The sequence below is a fragment of the Pseudomonas sp. H1_A03 genome (assembly GCF_054685145.1).
In genome coordinates, this window is the sequence record NZ_CP162829.1 from 3,340,588 (window position 1) to 3,357,441 (window position 16,854).

At 57.9% G+C, this 16,854-nt stretch carries 14 protein-coding genes; 5 read left to right on the forward strand and 9 right to left on the reverse strand.

Features of this window, described 5'->3' with window-relative positions:
• Position 1 precedes the first annotated feature (1 nt).
• Complete coding sequence (locus tag AB4O35_RS15470; protein ID WP_065945885.1) at positions 2-1,462, reverse strand: mannose-1-phosphate guanylyltransferase/mannose-6-phosphate isomerase; 1,461 nt, start codon at positions 1,460-1,462, stop codon at positions 2-4.
• Positions 1,462-2,901, reverse strand: coding sequence for an undecaprenyl-phosphate glucose phosphotransferase (locus tag AB4O35_RS15475; RefSeq protein ID WP_065874607.1), 1,440 nt, complete (start codon positions 2,899-2,901; stop codon positions 1,462-1,464). The genes AB4O35_RS15470 and AB4O35_RS15475 overlap by 1 nt, the downstream gene beginning before the upstream one ends.
• Before the next feature lie 657 nt (positions 2,902-3,558).
• On the opposite strand from AB4O35_RS15475, the gene AB4O35_RS15480 reads away from it, so the two are divergent.
• Positions 3,559-4,188, forward strand: a complete 630-nt coding sequence (locus AB4O35_RS15480) for a LysE family translocator (protein ID WP_065874646.1) — start codon at positions 3,559-3,561, stop codon at positions 4,186-4,188.
• A 14-nt stretch (positions 4,189-4,202) separates the two neighbouring features.
• Here the strand turns inward: AB4O35_RS15480 and inhA are convergent, their stop codons facing one another.
• Positions 4,203-4,883 carry an isonitrile hydratase gene (gene inhA / locus AB4O35_RS15485; RefSeq protein ID WP_065874608.1) on the reverse strand — a complete coding sequence of 227 codons (681 nt, stop codon included), beginning with the start codon at positions 4,881-4,883 and terminating at the stop codon, positions 4,203-4,205.
• 89 nt (positions 4,884-4,972) lie between these two features.
• Between inhA and AB4O35_RS15490 the strand changes: the two genes are divergently transcribed.
• Positions 4,973-5,953: a GlxA family transcriptional regulator gene (locus AB4O35_RS15490; protein WP_065880032.1), complete on the forward strand. Its 981-nt coding sequence runs from the start codon at positions 4,973-4,975 to the stop codon at positions 5,951-5,953.
• Here AB4O35_RS15490 and asnB read toward each other — a convergent pair.
• The 6 genes from asnB to AB4O35_RS15520 all read right to left on the reverse strand — a co-directional run bounded on the left by asnB (position 5,911) and on the right by AB4O35_RS15520 (position 13,920).
• On the reverse strand, positions 5,911-7,785 hold the full coding sequence (gene asnB, locus AB4O35_RS15495; protein ID WP_065874610.1) for an asparagine synthase (glutamine-hydrolyzing): 1,875 nt from the start codon (positions 7,783-7,785) through the stop codon (positions 5,911-5,913). The two genes, AB4O35_RS15490 and asnB, sit on opposite strands and share 43 nt — an antisense overlap.
• 84 nt (positions 7,786-7,869) lie before the next feature.
• A complete protein-coding gene (locus AB4O35_RS15500) occupies positions 7,870-8,745 on the reverse strand; it encodes a TauD/TfdA family dioxygenase (protein ID WP_083207128.1) in 876 nt (291 codons plus the stop codon).
• Positions 8,742-9,731 (reverse strand): L-tyrosine/L-tryptophan isonitrile synthase family protein, encoded by a 990-nt coding sequence (locus AB4O35_RS15505; RefSeq protein WP_065874613.1) that lies wholly within the window; start codon positions 9,729-9,731, stop codon positions 8,742-8,744. The genes AB4O35_RS15500 and AB4O35_RS15505 overlap by 4 nt, the downstream gene beginning before the upstream one ends.
• 520 nt (positions 9,732-10,251) lie before the next feature.
• A complete protein-coding gene (locus AB4O35_RS15510; RefSeq protein ID WP_065889194.1) occupies positions 10,252-11,181 on the reverse strand; it encodes an alpha/beta fold hydrolase in 930 nt (309 codons plus the stop codon).
• Between the two features lie 122 nt (positions 11,182-11,303).
• A complete protein-coding gene (locus AB4O35_RS15515) occupies positions 11,304-13,127 on the reverse strand; it encodes a glycoside hydrolase family 15 protein (protein ID WP_065945887.1) in 1,824 nt (607 codons plus the stop codon).
• Positions 13,120-13,920, reverse strand: a complete 801-nt coding sequence (locus tag AB4O35_RS15520; RefSeq protein WP_065874616.1) for a glucose 1-dehydrogenase — start codon at positions 13,918-13,920, stop codon at positions 13,120-13,122. The genes AB4O35_RS15515 and AB4O35_RS15520 overlap by 8 nt, the downstream gene beginning before the upstream one ends.
• A 254-nt stretch (positions 13,921-14,174) precedes the next feature.
• Here AB4O35_RS15520 and AB4O35_RS15525 point away from each other — a divergent pair, with 254 nt between their 5' ends.
• From AB4O35_RS15525 to AB4O35_RS15535, 3 genes are read left to right on the forward strand one after another with little or no spacing between them, the layout of a single operon-like run.
• Positions 14,175-14,879 carry an HAD family hydrolase gene (locus tag AB4O35_RS15525; RefSeq protein ID WP_065874617.1) on the forward strand — a complete coding sequence of 235 codons (705 nt, stop codon included), beginning with the start codon at positions 14,175-14,177 and terminating at the stop codon, positions 14,877-14,879.
• A 25-nt stretch (positions 14,880-14,904) separates the two neighbouring features.
• Positions 14,905-16,128, forward strand: a complete 1,224-nt coding sequence (locus tag AB4O35_RS15530; protein ID WP_065889198.1) for a transaldolase family protein — start codon at positions 14,905-14,907, stop codon at positions 16,126-16,128.
• Positions 16,125-16,853, forward strand: coding sequence for a sulfotransferase-like domain-containing protein (locus AB4O35_RS15535; protein WP_065880029.1), 729 nt, complete (start codon positions 16,125-16,127; stop codon positions 16,851-16,853). The genes AB4O35_RS15530 and AB4O35_RS15535 overlap by 4 nt, the downstream gene beginning before the upstream one ends.
• Position 16,854: the final 1 nt, after the last annotated feature.

The window sequence follows — 16,854 nt, forward strand, 5'->3', positions numbered from 1 at the left end:
GTCATTTTTTCACTTCAGCCGGGGCGCGCCCGTAGATGTCGTCGAAGCGCACGATGTCGTCTTCGCCCAGGTATTCGCCGCTCTGCACCTCGATCATCACCAGGTCGATGATGCCGGGGTTGGTCAGGCGGTGTTTATGCCCGGCGGGGATGTAGGTGGACTCGTTGGCGTTGATCAGGAATTCGCGCTCGCCGTTGGTGATCTGCGCGGCGCCGCTGACCACTACCCAGTGTTCGCTGCGGTGGTGGTGCATCTGCAACGACAGCGACGCCTGCGGCTTGACCACGATGCGCTTGATCTTGAAGCGGCTGCTTTCCTCGAGCACGGTGTAGGTGCCCCACGGCCGGGTGACGGTGCGGTGCAGGCTGTACGCCGGATGGTTCTGGCGCTTGAGTTCGGCGACGATGTAGCGCACATCCTGGCTACGGTGGGCGTCGGCGATCAGCAGCGCGTCGGGCGTGTCGACGATGATCAGGTCGCGCACGCCCACCGCGCCGAGTACGCGCTTGGGCGAGTCGATGTAGCAGTTGTGCACGTCATGCAGAATCGCTTCGCCATTGACTTGGTTGCCATGGGCGTCGCTGGGGGTGAGCTGGCGCAGGGCTTCCCACGAGCCGATATCGCTCCAGCCGATGTCGCAGGGCACCACGGCGACTTGCTTGGACTTCTCCATCAAGGCCACGTCGATGGAAATATCCGGCGCGCTGCCGAAAGCATCCGCGTCCAGCTCACGCTGGCGCGAGGTTTTGTTTTGCAGGCTCTGGCTATGGTCCAGCGCGTTGCGGGCGGCTTCCAGCACGTCGGGCGCATGGGTGGCGAGTTCGTCCACCAGGGTGCTGGCCTTGAAGCAGAACATGCCGGCGTTCCACAGGTGCTTGCCGCCGTCGAGATAGCCCTGGGCGGTGGCCAGGTCGGGTTTTTCGACGAAGCGTTTGACCCGGTTGCCCGTGCTTAGCGGCTCACCCTGTTCGATGTAGCCAAAGCCGGTTTCGGGGTGATCCGGCTGGATACCGAACGTCACCAGGTAACCGGCTTCGGCCAGGTCGCGGGCCTGGGTCACGGCCTCGGCAAACGCCACTTCATTGAGGATCAAATGGTCGGCGGGCATCACCAGCAACTGCGCATCGCCGCCAAAATGCTCCTGCACGTGCAACGCCGCCACCGCAATTGCCGCTGCCGTATTACGCCCGAACGGCTCCAGCAGCAGGTCCAGGGGCAGGTGCGCCTTGTTGACCAGACGGTAGTCATCCAGGGTGCGGAACAGCAGGTCGCGGTTGGTCACCGTCAACACGCTTTCCACGCCGGGCAGTTTGGCCGCGCGCTGAAAGGTTTTCTGCAGCAGGCTCATGCCATCGCGCATGCGCATGAACGGCTTGGGCATGTTCTGCCGGGACACCGGCCACAGCCGCGTGCCCGAACCACCGGAAATGATGCAGGGAATTAATCCGTTGAGGGTGTTCATCAATAGACTTCCTTGGTGGAAAGGACGGCCGGGACCGTCATGAAGACGATGTACAAGTCAAACCACACCGACCACTTGGAGATGTACTCCAGGTCGTACTCGACACGTTTCTGGATCTTGAACAGGGTGTCGGTCTCACCCCGGTAACCGTTGATCTGCGCCCAGCCGGTGATACCCGGCTTGACTCGGTGCCGCGAGCTGTATTCGCTGACCGCCACTTCGAAGGGCACGCCTGCGGCCTTGGTTGCCGTGGCGTGCGGGCGCGGGCCGACGATGGACATGTTGCCCAGCAGCACATTGAACAGTTGCGGCAGCTCGTCGATGCTGGTCTTGCGGATGATGCGGCCCACGCGGGTGATGCGCGGGTCTGCGCGCGTTGTTTGGCGTTCGGCGGTGAAGTCGCTCTGGTCGGTGTACATCGAGCGGAATTTGAACACGCGGATTTCGTTGTCGTTGTAGCCATAGCGGTTCTGGCGAAACAGCACTGGGCCCTTGGAGTCGAGCTTGATCGCAATCGCTGTCGCCACCATCAGCGGTGACAGGCACACCAACGCCAGGCTGGCCAGCAGGAAATCCTCACAGCGCTTGATCACCGGCGACCAGCCACGCAACGGCAACTGTGAAGTGTTGAACATCAGAATGCCGCCCACATCGGTGATTTTGCTGTGGCCGTAGCGCAGGGCCGCCATGTCCGGCACCAGCATGACGTTCACCGACAACTGCCGCAGGCGGTTGACCAAGCCGTGGATGCGTTGCTCGGCGGCCCAGGGCAGGCAGATCATCACTTGGTTGACCTGCTCGGCACGGATCAGTTTTTCGAGGTCGCGGGTATTGCCCAGCAGGGGCAGCTTGCTCAGCTCCTTGGGAATGCGCTCGGTGCGGTCGTCGATAAAACCGACCAGGCCGGAACGGATATCGCCGTTGCGCTGCAGGTGATCGGCGACGTGCACAGCGGTCTCGGTAAAGCCCAGGATCACCGTGCGTTGCAGGTATTTGCCAGCCCGCATCAGCCTGCGATAAAGGCGCAACATCATCAGGCGTTCCAGGCAGAACAACGCCAGGCTGGCGACGTACCACGTCGCCAGGTTACGCGGGGTTAATTGCGGGAACATCTGCAGGATCTGGTACATGAACAACAGAATGCAAAACGCCGCCGACCAGGCTTTGATCTTGGTTTTCAAGCGCAGCCGGTTGCTGAACAATTCTTCGGAATATATGCCCAGGGCCTGAAACAGAATAATGGTCAGGACCGCGAAAAAAACCAGCAGGCCCACGAAATGAGGGCGCAGTTCAGGGTCCATCGGGTCCAGGAAAAGCACCAGGACCAGAGGGGGCAAAATGGCCGTCAGGCCGTGGATCAATTTGACGAAAACGACAAAGAACTCAACAAAACCAGCACGTGTTAAAAACAAGCTGTCGACTGACGACTTCTCTCGCATAAAACCATCCCTCATTGCACTCCAGGCTGCACTGTTCGACTGTTTGCTCAATAAAGCAGCGGGCTGCTTTAGCGTTCAGCTCGAACTGGTTGCACTGGGTAATACGCAACTTTCCAATTCAAATGCACCATCCAAACACAGCTATTCATTTGAAGTGTTTTTGCGGGGGTAGTGACTAAAGGACTGTTCCCTTTATGTGCTCAGTCAATAAATTGACAATGGTGCGGGAGCTGCGTAGTAGACAGTTTTATCATTCTTTTTAGTGGCATTTTATTGACATTCCTTGTCCGAATACGCGGTGATTGGGTGTGTTTTTGAGTGTAGGAACAAATAAGGAATTTTTCCTGCTTAAAGGAGAAAGCTTTTTTGCAGCGCGGTGGGAAAGAGGGACAAAACAGCGGTGGCAGGGCGCACTAAGTGCCCTGCCCATGGGGCTTTCGCCCGATCAGAAGTTACCTTTCAAACTCACCATAAAAATTACGCGGTTCACGATAGAAGTTGCCGCAAAAGCTACGCCTGCGTTCCATTTCGACAGGGCAGTGTCGAACCGGTAGTCACCCCACTCGCGATTACCAGAAACAATGTATCCAGCACAATTTTTTGTTCGCACACGGTACGCCGATTAATCTGCAGGCTTTTGCGGTGGATGGCTTGAGCATGATTGACCTTGCAACCCTGGCGGTTTTTTCGGGGGCTGTGCTGTTGCTGCTGTTATCGCCTGGGCCGAACATGGCCTTTGTGATCAGCCACGGCGTGACTCATGGCTGGCGCGGGGGAGTGACATCAGCCTTGGGTATCAGCGTGGCCGACCTGTTGCTGACCGCATTGACCGCCACAGGGGTGACGGCATTGGTCGCCAGTTGGCCGCCATCCTTCGATTTGATCCGCTATGCGGGAGTGGTTTACCTGCTGTGGCTGGTGGTCAAGACGTTGCAGAAAACCCCAGGGCTGGGCGCGGCCCAGGTCAATCGCATGCCCCTGGGACGAGTGTTTCTGCAGGCCATGTTCAACAGCCTGCTCAACCCCAAGGCATTACTGTTTTTCGTGGTGTTTTTGCCGCAGTTTGTACGGCCGGAGGCGGGGTCCATTGCCGTGCAGTTGATGGTGCTCGGGGGCGTGCTGACGTTAGTCGCTGGGGTGTTTCATGCGGTGCTGGGCATTTTTGGTGGTGCGCTGAGCCGATTCTTCGCCAGGCGCTCAAAAGGCGCCTGGCTACAGAAATGGGGCTTGGCGACGGTGCTGATGGTGCTGGCCGTGCGCCTGGCGGTGATGTCTCGCCCAAGCTGATTCAACTCACGGTGTTAGCCCAGGCGTGCAGCTGCGCGTGCGACGATCTCGCCGCGTACTCTGCGCGATTCGGCCGTGCGGTTGTTGGCTTCCTCCAATACGTGCTTGGGCGCAGTGTCCGGTCGGCCTGCATCGAACGGTGGCGCTGGCGCGTATTCAATCTGCAACTGCACCAGTTGCGCCGTCGCGTCGCTGTACAACTCGGCCGCCAGGGTCAGGGCGAAGTCGATGCCGGCGGTGATGCCGCCACCGGTGAACAGGTTGCCGTCACGCACCACGCGCTCTTGCACCGGGGTCGCGCCGAGCGGGGCGAGCAGGTCGTGGTAAGCCCAGTGAGTCGTCGCCCGGCGCCCGCGCAGCAAACCCGCCGCGCCCAGTACCAGCGAGCCGGTGCACACCGAGGTCACGTAGCGTGCGGTTTGCGCCTGGGCCTTGAGGAAGTCCAGCGTGAGCGGGTCTTCCATCAACGCGCCCACGCCGGAACCGCCGGGCACGCAGATCACATCCAGCAGCGGGCAGTCGGCGTAGGTTATGGTCGGGGTGAACATCAGGCCGGTGCTGGAGGTGACCGGTTCCAGGTCTTTCCACACCAGGTGCAATTTCACGTCCGGCAGCGAACCAAGTACGTCATAAGGGCCGGTGAGGTCAAGTTGCTGGATGCCGGGGAACAACACAAAGCCGATCTGCAAGGTCATGGATAGCGCTCCGATAAAGGGGTGGACGGCTTCACTTTAGTGATTCAGGATTTGGCCTACACGCCATTACGCCCACGAATTACGCCAACATGACAAAAATTATCCATGTACTCGCCTTTCCAGGCGCTCAGATACTTGATGTTACCGGCCCCTTGCAAGTGTTCTCGTCCGCCAATGACCTGGCGCGACAACGGGGCTTCGCGTTGCCGTACGCGGTCAACGTGATCGCTGCTCAGACCTCGGCGGTCATGACCTCGGCAGGCCTTGCAGTGGTGGCTGAGCCCTTGCCGGTGATTGATGCCCCGTGCGATACCCTGGTGATCGCCGGTGGTTGGGGGGTTTATGGCGCTGCCGAGGACGCTGACCTGGTGGATTGGGTGCGACAAAAGAGTGTCAACTCACGCCGGACGGCGTCGGTCTGCACGGGCGCTTTTTTGATGGCGGCCGCAGGCTTGCTCGATGGCTGTCGTGTGGCTACCCATTGGACGCGTTGTGAGGAATTGGCGCTCAAGTATCCGAAATTGCAGGTGGAGGCTAACCCGATTTTTATCCAGCAAGGGGCGCTGTGGACGTCAGCGGGGGTCACCGCCGGTATTGATTTGTGCCTGGCCCTGGTGGAAGACGATCTGGGTGCCGCCGTCGCCCTGGAAGTGGCACGGCACTTGGTGGTGTTTCTGAAACGCCCGGGAGGGCAATCCCAGTTCAGCGTCACCCTGTCTCTGCAACAGGGCAGTGGTCGGTTTGCTGAGTTGCATGCCTGGATCGCCGAGCGTCTGACGTTGAATTGGAATATCTCGACACTGGCGGCCCAGGCCGGGATGAGCGAGCGCAGTTTTGTGCGTCACTACCGGGCTGAAACCGGACGGACGCCAGCACGGGCAGTGGAGCTGATACGAGTGGAAACCGCACGGCGGCGACTGGTTGACGAAGACACGCCGATCAAGCGAGTCGCCTCGCAGTGCGGTTTTAAATGCGAAGAAACCATGCGGCGCAGTTTTCTGCGCGTGCTGGCGGTGACTCCGCAGGCTTACAGGGAGCGATTTTCTCGAATATCAAGCTCGACAGCGTAGGTGTCAATCCAACGGCTCAGCCGTTCGGCAGACTCCACCAGAATACGCTCGAGATCGGAAAAACTGCCAGTGTCACTCTTCGCGCCTAGTTGCTGCAGTGCGACAGGGTCGATGTACGACGTCAGTGAGCCGTCGTGGTTCTGGATGGAGGCGTTGAGCCTGGCGATCAGTCCTTGGTCGTAGCCCGGGTCCTGAATCGACGGAAAGGCTGATTTACCTCTACGCAGGATCGAGTCAGGCAACAGGTCAGCGGCAGCTGCCCGCAACAGCGCTTTGCTCTCGCCGTTGAAGATCTTCATGGCCCACGGGATGTTGAATACGTACTCCACCAGGCGGTGATCGCAGAACGGGACTCGCCCCTCAAGGCCGCTGGCCATCCCCATGCGATCTTTTTTGTCGAGCAGCATCGGCAGCCATCGGGTGAGTGTGAGGTAGTTCAACTCGCGAGTACGTCGCTCTTCCGCAGACTCTCCGTCGAGCCTGGGGACCTCGGCCAACGCTGTGCGGTAGAGTTCGGCTTCATAGTCGTCCAGTTTCAGGTCATCGATAAACTGTTTATGAAACAGCGCTTTGGGGGACAGCCCGCGATGAGCCCCGAGTTTTAGCCATGGAAAGGTTTGCGCCGCCCGAGCCTGCGGGTCAGAAATCCACAGGTAGCCCCCGAATAGTTCATCGGCAGCCTCGCCGGAAAGCGCGACGGTGGCGTGTTGGCGCACGTTGGCAAACAGTTGATGCAGTGAGATGTCCAAGTCGCCAAAGTTGAAGGGCAAGTCCCAGGCACGCATGACTTTTTCACGCAGAGTCGGGTCAAGTAAACTTGCGCGATCCAGGACGATGTTGTGGTGCCGGCTGCCGATGTGGCGTGCGGCTTCGGCTGCGAAAGGCGCGTCGGCGGAGGGCCGGACGGGATCCGGCCGATAGTTTTCAGTGTGTCCCACAAAGTCGATGCAGAACGTCGATAGTGGATCCTCGCCATTGGCCAGACGCTTCTTTTGTGCGAGTGCAGCGACGGTACTAGAGTCCAACCCTCCCGATAGCAGTGCACACAACGGAACGTCAGCAATCATTTGTCGGGCCACAATGTCATCGAGTAGCTCGCGGATGGTGGCAATGGTGGTTTCAAGATCGTCTGTGTGCGGTTTTGCTTCGAGCGCCCAATAGCGTTCTTCGCGTATTTGTCCACGACGCACCCGCAGCAGGTGGCCAGGCTTGAGTTCTTTCATACCGCTGAAGGGCACTTGCCCCGGAGTACGTAAAAATAGGAGTGCGTCGCAGAGGCTTTCACGAGTGGAGAGTGCTTTGACGTCAGGGTTGGCCAGGAGCGCCTTGGGTTCCGAGCCGAAAAGAACGCCGTCGGCCGTTGGATAGTAAAACAGTGGTTTTACCCCAAGCCGGTCCCTGACCAAAATCAGTTCATCATTCGCGCTGTCCCAAATTGCAATTGAGTACATGCCGTTAAGGCGATGCACGAAGTCAGCGCCCCAGTGCAGGTATGCCTGCAGCACCACTTCGGTATCGCAATGCGTCGCGAATCGATAGCCCGCCTGCATCAGTTCAGCGCGCAGCTCGATGAAGTTGTAGGTTTCGCCAGCATAGGAAATGACGGCTCTGGGCAGATTGCCAGGGCCTGTCTGCTGGCTCTGCATCGGTTGCAAACCACGTTCTGGGTCAATGATCGATAGCCTGCGGTGACCCAGGGCTACGTGCTTGTCGATCCAAACACCGCGTGCGTCAGGGCCACGCAGTTTCAGGGTGTCTGTCATCGCGTCGATGGTGGCTGTTTCGTGTCTCAGGTCGTGGGCAAAGTCAACCCAACCGGTTATTCCACACATGGGAATGTACTCCGCTGAAAAAGAGAAATAATGGATGTCCCTGACACCTCCCCTTGGGTTAGGACCAGGCGTCAGGACCAGGCGTCAGGCCTGAGATGGGATATGAGGGTTGCGCAATGGCGGATCGCTGTGGATATGAACCCGGCGCAGATGTCGACCATTTTTGCTGGTGAAGCTCTCTCGGCCGTGGAGCAGGCTGAAGTTGTCGGTGAGCACGACATCGCCGGTTTGCCACTGATGGGCGTAGTAGGCACGCGGGTCATGCAATGCGGCGCCAAGGCTATCGAGTAATGCGGCGTGCTCGCTGTCGTCGATCCCGCTGAAAGTGTATTGCGATGGATTTATGAAGTCAGTGTCCCCCGCAACCGGTTGTTCGCAATATCGCAGTACAGGGAATTCCCTCCGCGGATGTCGATTGATGATAGGTGCGCTGGCGCAGTTGCTGTAGAGCTCCACCGTTCGTCGGTACGTGCCTTGGGCCCGGCTCCATAAGTTGCGTGTTTCGGGCGTTGCGATGCGCAATGCAACGGGCGTGCAGGCGAACGTGGTGCGCCCACCGTGGGGACAATCGTCGGCTCTCACGCAATGAAATATCTGGAATTCGGGTACGCTCTCCAGATACATGCCGTCCCAATGCAGTGGTACGTAGCTGTTGGAGAAAATATGGTCGTCCGGTGCCAGTTGCTCCTGCAGCTCCAGTACAGCGCCAAAAGGCCACATCATGATTTCGCCGAACGTAGAGCAATATCGCGTGAGGCTTTCTGCTGTATCAAAACTGTCAAAACCGCGAAGAATGACGAGCTGGTGGTTATGTACCAACATGCGGAGCCAGGCAGTCGATAGCTCCCCGAGATGGACGTCGGGATGCCGTGGTGTGATCATCACGCCGAATTCAGGTGGAGTGAGTGTGGCAGGCAGACGCGCCGTGGTGATCAAGTGTGACAGGTTCGGGTCCGTCATACTGCAGCCGCCAGCAAGGAGGTCGTTTGGGATGAGTCAATCGCATAGTGGCTGCGCAGGTCATCTTGCATGATCAGGTGGGCTCCACAGCGTTGTGCGTCCTTGCGGTTCATTAGCTTGAAGTCATCTCCCATACCTACCGCTACGCCATGCCAAGGCGTAATCCAGCTGTCCTGGGCCGGCATCATATGAATGCCTATCTTCAAGCTGCTAACTGGCTGCGGATGGATGGATAATCTGATGGCGTTGGGGAACTCCTGTGCCAAGAGCTCGCCCCACGCCCAACTGCGTTGAATGACCTCGACGGACAGCAGCTTGGCTTTCTTCTGTAGGGCACTTCGTGATCCTGAATAGCCGGGTATCAGGTTGTCTTCAAACATGAAGCGGGTGATTGCCCGATACAACTCAACGCCCTCTGGCGTTTTCATTAACGTTTTTTTAACTGTCGTCAGTGGTTCTGCATAGCCCTCGATCAATAGCCTACGCAACTGGTCAAAGTCATCTGTTAACGCATTGAGTCGAGTGCAATCTTCGAGATTATAGAGCCGTAAATGATGGGCGTGTTTTTGCGCAATTATATGGCCGATTGCAGATTGATACCGACTCACATCTTCGTCATCGACACCTATCACATCGCTGAATACACGCCCATCTGAGCAGATGGTCAGCCGCGCGCCTGGCGCGTAGTGGGATTTTATATCGGTGCATAACTTATCCAGAGACTGTAAGGAAATTCTTTCCGCCAGATCAGGAAGTCGGCCGATCACTTTATCCGGATTAGGCGATTTGGCGGGAAAGGCAGGCAAGACCAATTCGATCGGTCTACCCGCTTCCACGAATCGTTGGATCCGTGGAATCTGAATGGAGTGGATTTGATCGGCTTCCTCGTCCAGCGCGATGGGCAAGGAGGCCCGCTCATCTCGCCGACGAATACGCAGAATTTCGTTCAGAATAATAGAGGACGTATCACTTGGCATGTTATGCATCGGATGTACCTTTTTTGTAGTTGTTTGGTCATTGTTTTTAAGGCGCGGTTTTTTCTGTTTTGGATGGTATTGCCAGCTGCCGTGCACGGCGCTGGCGTAAAAAATAGTTAAAATGTTAGCGATGCCTCGAGCAAGCCTGCACTAACGTTTTGTTACTTTTGCTTTTTTGGGGTTGGCTTTTGTTTATGTTTTTTTCAAGGTTGAGAAAGTACTGGGGGCAGCATTCTTTTTACGCAGGGGTGGCTGAAGTGTCTGTGCTGTATGGCGTTGAGGATTTTTGATGGTGAATGAGTCGCGCGCTGAGGTGGTTTCTAAAGTATTTATATGTACGCATGTTTAAAGTTTCAAACGGTTGTGTATATTTTTCTGTTTGTGTCGACATAATGATTTGTTATTTTTTTTGGCGTTTCTTCATTGGTAGGTAGGTTTTTCTTTATCTGTGCGTCGAAATTGGTTCGAACGCGTAGCGCAATGACTTACAGCAAAGTGTCGCCGAAGAGGGTAGGCATGTAGCACTGATCTACTGCGAAAAAATCCTGCGTCCCTTGTCAAATGCGAGTAATTCCAATAGCGCGTCAAGGGTAGTCTGCGGCGCTTCCTGGGGGATATTGTGGCCCACGCCGGGCAGCACCTGGCGCCGGTAAAACCCGCTGAAATGCGCCACGTCATCATCCTCTTCGGGCGGCGGGCCCACCCCATCATCGGCACCGCACAGCGAAATGCTTGGCACCGAAATCGGCGGCTGCAATACCAGGGCTTGCTCGATGGCTTCGAGTGCGGGGTCACCAGGCGCATACATAAAACGGTGGCGATAGGAATGGATCACCACCTCGACAAAATCCGGGTTATCAAACGACGGCGCCGTCTGCTCATACAGCCCCGGTCCTTCGGTCCAGGACGGCGACCACAGTGACCACAGCAGTTCGCAGAGTTCGCGACGGTTGGCGGTCAAGCCGTCGACACCGCGCTGGGTATGAAAGTAGTACTGGTACCACAAGCGGTGTTCCGTCTCGGGTGCCCGTGGCGCCAGCGACTCGGCGATGTCCTGGATGTTGTAGCCGTCACCGGTCACCAATCCACTGACGCGCTCGGGCCACAGCGCCGCGACGATACACGCGGCACGTCCACCCCAATCGTAGCCGGCGAGGGTCGCCTGTGGGATGCCCAGCGCATCCATGAAGTCCAGCAGGTCCTTGGCCAACGCCGCCTGCTGTCCGGAGCGCATGACGTGTTCGTTGATAAAACGCGTCGGGCCGTAACCGCGCAGGTACGGCACCAGCACCCGCAAGCCATGCCCGGCCAGTGCCGGCGCTATCGCGTCATAGGCGCGAGGGTCGTAGGGGAAGCCGTGCAGCAGGATCACAGGTTTTCCATCAGCGGGGCCGTGGGCTTCATACGCCACATCGAGCATGGACGTACGGACGTAAAGCAGCGGGGCAGTGGTGGTCATGGTGAGCGTTCATCGGCTGGCCAGAGGTGCTGGAACTCTAGCCGAAAGCCGTGAACGGGAGGGGTGGAATTTAAGGCAATAGGCTGACGTGTGTAGCCCGAGGTCAGCGCCGTTCGGCGACCTCAGGGTTGCCAGGTGGTTTTTTCCCCGCTGAGCTTACGGTCCAGGAAGGTCGCAGCGCTGATCAACGCCAAGTGGCTCAAGGCTTGCGGCGTATTGCCCAAGTGGCGGGCCTGGCTGTCGAACTCTTCTGCGTACAGCCCCAGAGGGTTGGCGTAACGCAGCAGTTGTTCGAATTCCAGGTGGGCCTTTTCCACTTGCCCGGCGCGGGCCAGGCATTCGACGTACCAGAACGAGCAGGCCGCAAATGCGCCTTCAGTGCCTTGCAGGCCGTCGATCTGGCTGTCGTCGTTGCGATAGCGGTAGACCATGCCGTCGCGCACCAGGCTTTTCTGGATGGCTTCCAGCGTTGAGAGCCAGCGTGGATCGGTCGCCGCGACGAAGCGCACCAACGGCATCAGTAGCATCGAGCCGTCGAGCGCGGTACTGCCGATATGCTGCACAAAATGTCCGCGTTCTTCGTTCCAGAAGTTGCTCCAGATGTCGGCATAGATCGCTTGGCGGGTCTGGTCCCAACGTGCAAAAGGCGCCGGCAGCGAACGCTTGGACGCCAGGCGGATGGCGCGGTCCAGCGCGACCCAGCACATCAGTCGCGAGTGCAGGAAGTGATGCTGCTCGCCGCGCATTTCCCAGATGCCTACGTCTTTGGTGTTCCAGATCTCGCAGACCTGATCGGCGACTTCTACCGTATGTTTCCAGCCCTCATGAGAGATGGCTTCGCCGTACTTGTTGACCAGGTACACCGCGTCCATCAGTTCGCCGTAGATGTCGAGCTGGATCTGGTCGAACGCCTCGTTGCCAATGCGCACCGGCTTGGCGCCGCCGTGGCCGCTGAAGTGGTCCAGCTCGGCTTCCGGCAGCTCCTGGCGACCATCGATGCCGTAGAGAATATTGATTTTGGTCGGCTGGCCGCAGCAGTCACTGACCCGTCCTTTGAGCCAGCGCATATAAGCGTTGGCTTCTTCGACAAACCCCAGGCGCATAAAGGCGTAGACGGTGAACGAGGCGTCGCGGATCCAGGTGTAGCGGTAGTCCCAGTTACGTTCGCCACCGGGCGTTTCCGGCAGGCTGAAGGTGGCAGCGGCGATGATTGCGCCGTGTTTGCGCGAGGTCAAAAGCTTGAGCGCCAGGGCCGAGCGGTTGACCATTTCGCGCCAGCGGCCACGGTAGTTCGACTGCGCGATCCAGCCGCGCCAGAACTTCAAGGTGTGGGCCAGCGCCAGGTCGGTGCAGCCGCCGTCGACGCGTTCATCCTCCTGGCCGCCCAAGACGAACTCGGCACCCTCTTCCTGGTCCAGGGTAAAACTGGCCACGGCGGCGCCGTCCTTGATCTGCGCCGGCTGGCTGCTGGCCAGGCGCAGGCCAGGTTGGCCGTCGGCGCTGAAACACACCTTGCCGTTGTCGAGGCTGGCGTGGGTAGGCGTGCGTGCGTAGTCGTGGCGCACCGCGCAACGCAGATGAAGGGTGGCCTTGCCACTGACCACGCGCACTCGGCGGATCAGCAGCGGCAGGTCTTCGATTTCTTCGCTGATGACCAACAGATCAGTGATCTCCACCACGGCTTCGTCGCTGAGCCAGCGGGTCTGCAGCACGTTGGTGTCGGGCAGGTAAATTTGTTCGCGCCGCGCGTTGGGCAGGTCCGGGGCGAGTTGGAAAATGCCGGCGTCGGGGCTGTCCAGCAGCGAGCAGAAGATCGACGGGCTGTCGAATTCCGGCCAGCAGAAGAAGTCGATGCTGCCTTTATCGTTTACCAAGGCCGCACTGCGCATATCGCCGATGATGCCGTGGGCATCGATGGCGCTTTGTTGTTCGTTCAAATCAACCATTGCCACGAAACTCCGGATAAAGGCTCATGCCGCCATCGATAAAGAGCGTGCTGCCCACGACGTAGTCGGAAGCATCACTGGCCAGCCACACCACGGCGTTGGCTACATCTTCTACATCGCCGACGCGGCCATAGGGAATCAGCTTCAGCAACTCCTTCTCTGCGGCACCTTCAGTGGCCGCACGGTTGATCGCCGTACGAATCGCGCCGGGCGCAATGCCGTTGATGCGGATGCGCTGTTCGCTGACTTCCTGGGCGAGAGTGCGCATCAGCATTTCCACGCCACCTTTGGACGCCGCGTAATTCACATGCCCGGCCCAGGGGATCAACTGGTGCACCGAGCTCATGTGGATGATTTTGCCTGCCGCCCGCGACACACCCTCGCGCACGCCCTGGCGATTGAAGATCCGCACAGCCGCCCGCGCACACAGAAACTGGCCGGTGAGGTTGACGCCGATCACTGCGTTCCAGTCGTCGAGGCTCATGTCGACCAGGTTGGCGTCCTTTTGCATGCCGGAATTGGCCACCAGGATGTCCAGGCGGCCAAAGGCATCCAGCGCCTGGGCAAACAGCCGCTCCACGTCCGCTTCTTTAGACACGTCGGCGCCGATCGCAATCGCCCGGCCGCCGCTGGCATTGATCTGTTCGGCAAGGGCTTCGGCGGGCGCCGCCTGGGCATTGTAATTCAGCACCACGGCCGCTCCGGCCTGTGCCAGAGCCTTGGCCGCGCCGGCACCGATGCCGGAACTGGCGCCTGTCACCAGTGCCACTTGTTGTTCCAACGAAATATGCATTGCTCACCCAGCCTTAAATCCGTGAGTTCAAGTAGCTGACTGATAGCGCGCAAGGGAAGTTCACCCGTGTGAAATTAGCGACTACAACCATGGTGAAAAATGGAATAACAGAACTATAAAAAATAACCATAAGATACTAAAAAACCGCTCAAAAGCGTTTGACAGGCTTTTTCGCCCCGTGTCTTATAGGCACACCTCAACCCGCTCCGTTGGTAGTTCGGAAGTCATCGCGGGGCCAGCAATAAGAGATATCTATGTGCCTCTCGGCCGATATAGGGGAACAGCCCGTTCAGGAAACAGCCGCTGCCTTAGTTGGCGTGCCTAAGTTAGTTATCTTCGATTGCGACGGTGTGCTTGTCCAAAGCGAAGAAATAACCCTGTCTGTGTTGATCGCCCTGCTAAATGCGTTAGTACCGGACGACGCGATGTTAGATGCCACACGTTTTATCGAACACTTCCGTGGGCGCAAGGTTGTTGAGTGTTTACGCGAGGCGGAACAGCTTTTAAATGTTCGCCTGGACAGTGAGTTTGAACAGCGCTTTCGAAAGCAGGCATTGGACGCACTGACAAAACGTTTAAAAGCCACTGATGGAATGATTGAAGTACTGCAAGCGCTGACCGTTCCTTTTTGCGTAGCGTCCAGTGCGCCACGTGACAAGATAGAACACTGTCTGCGCCTTACCGGGCTGCTCTCTTATTTCGAAGGGCGAATATTCAGTTGTTATGAGTTGGGCAGTTGGAAGCCTGATCCCTTAGTGTTTCTGACGGCGTGTGATGCTTACGGTATTGATGTGAGTGATGCATTGGTTGTTGAAGACAGTGTGACCGGTATTCAGGCTGCTGTTGCCGCCCATCTACGTGTCTTGGGCTTTGGCCCTCCGCATCGGCATCCGCAGTTAGTGGCTGCCGGCGCACGGCCGATTGCCGATATACGTGAAATGCTGGCCGTTTTTAATTGATCTTATTACTCAGGGAGGAGGCGTCGTGAATATACGTGGTTACGTAGAACGGCTTAAACGCAACAATCATTATTCAGAAGTGTGGTGGGATTCATCGCCTGCCGTGTACCTGCCTTATAAACAGCACTTGTTGGAAAAGTACCCGGCGGCGACGACTTATATAGATGCGTTGATGCCGGATGATATCGCCCAGCCCAGAGGCTTGTGCAGTGTGACCACCAACCCGCGGTTGGTGACGGCCGTTATCCTCGAAAAGCGCGAGTATTGGTCATCGCGTTTCAACCTCGCGGGCCTGTCTCCCAGTGAGCTGCGCAAGCAGTTGTACAACGAAGTCATCCTCGAAGGCGCCGCGACGCTCAAGCCGCTGTGGGTTCAATCGGCGCAGGTCGAGGGCTGGATTTCCGCCCAGGTCGACCCGGTGGATGTGCGCTGCACCGAGCGCATGACCGCCAGGGGCCTGGAACTGCATCGCCTCGCACCTAACGTGATGGTCAAGGTGCCGGGCAGCCTCGAAGGGATGGCGACTGTAGAACAGCTGGTCGCCCTGGGCGCGTCGGTGAATATCACCTTCTGCTTCACGGTGGCGCAGTTCCAGGCCGGTATCCAAGCCATCGAACGCGGCCTGGCGACTGCACGCCGCAACGGTATCGACACCCGTCGCTGCAAGTACGTCATCACCTTCATGATTGGGCGTTTCGCCTGCCAACCTGAGTTCACGTTGCAGGCGGCGGAGCGTGGTCTGGTCTTGAGTGCCGAGGAACTGCGCTGGGCTGAATTGATGATCTACGAGCAGGTCCAGGCGCTGGTCGCGGCCTCGACCGTGCCGGTCAAAACCTTGCTTTCCAGTATAAAAATCGACGTGGACGAGCGTGGCAACAAGCACTGCTGGCACTTGGAAAAGACCGGGCAGACGGCGACCTGCTACACGCTGACGCCGGAGGTGGTGGAGTTTCTGATCGAGCGCGAGAGCCATGGCAAGCCGGTGGTGCCTGCGGTGGAACCCCAGAAGCCGCCTGCGTCGACCTTCGCCAAGCTGATCCGCATCCCGTATTTCTACGAAGCCTATTTCATCGACAGCATCGAGCCGTACGACTTTGGCAACCACGAGGCGTTTATCAACGCCTGCAATGAAGCCAACAGCGCACACCGGCGCCTGGCGGACTACTGCGTGCGGCTCTGCCCGGTAACCAAACCCTTCAAGCGCGCGCTCAACGCGCTGCTGGCCGCCGAATTCGGGGTGATCGCATGAACCGGATGATCGGGTTGTGGGCCCACCCACGTTCGCGCTCCACCGTATTGGAGCGCGTGTTTATCGAGCGGGGGGATTTCGAGGTCTTCCACGAGCCCTTTGCGCATATGGCGTTTTCAGAGGACTCGGCGATCCCTTCGGATGAGTGGGATCACAGTTTGCCCACCACTTACCAGGGCATAAAAGAACACTTGGTCACGGCGCGCGAACGAACTAACGTTTTTCATAAAGATATGTGTTACCACTGTTTGGATGATTTGAAAGTTGATGTCGGCTTTCTGGCGCAACAGGATAATATCTTTCTTATTCGCGAACCCGCCAGCAGCATTATTTCCCATCATCGAGTCCACCCCGATATGCCGTTGCAGGCCATCGGGCATAAAGCGCTGTACGACATATTCTGTGTGGTCACTAAACTCACAGGCCACGTTCCTTATGTCATTAATGCAGATGATTTGGCCGCCGAGCCGGAGCGGGTGATTCGCAAACTGTGTGATCACTTGGGTATTGAATTTCTGCCGCACGCAATGACCTGGAAACGCGAGTGTCCACAACAATGGAAAACCTGGCGGAGTTGGCATGTGGCTGCGGAAAATAGCGATCGCATTGTTTCGCCGGATCATCACACTATCGATATCGAGGCTTTCGAACAGTACCCAAAGTTAAAGAAAATGTATGAATACCATCGGACTTTTTACGCGCGCATGAATGAGTTTTGTCAATAAG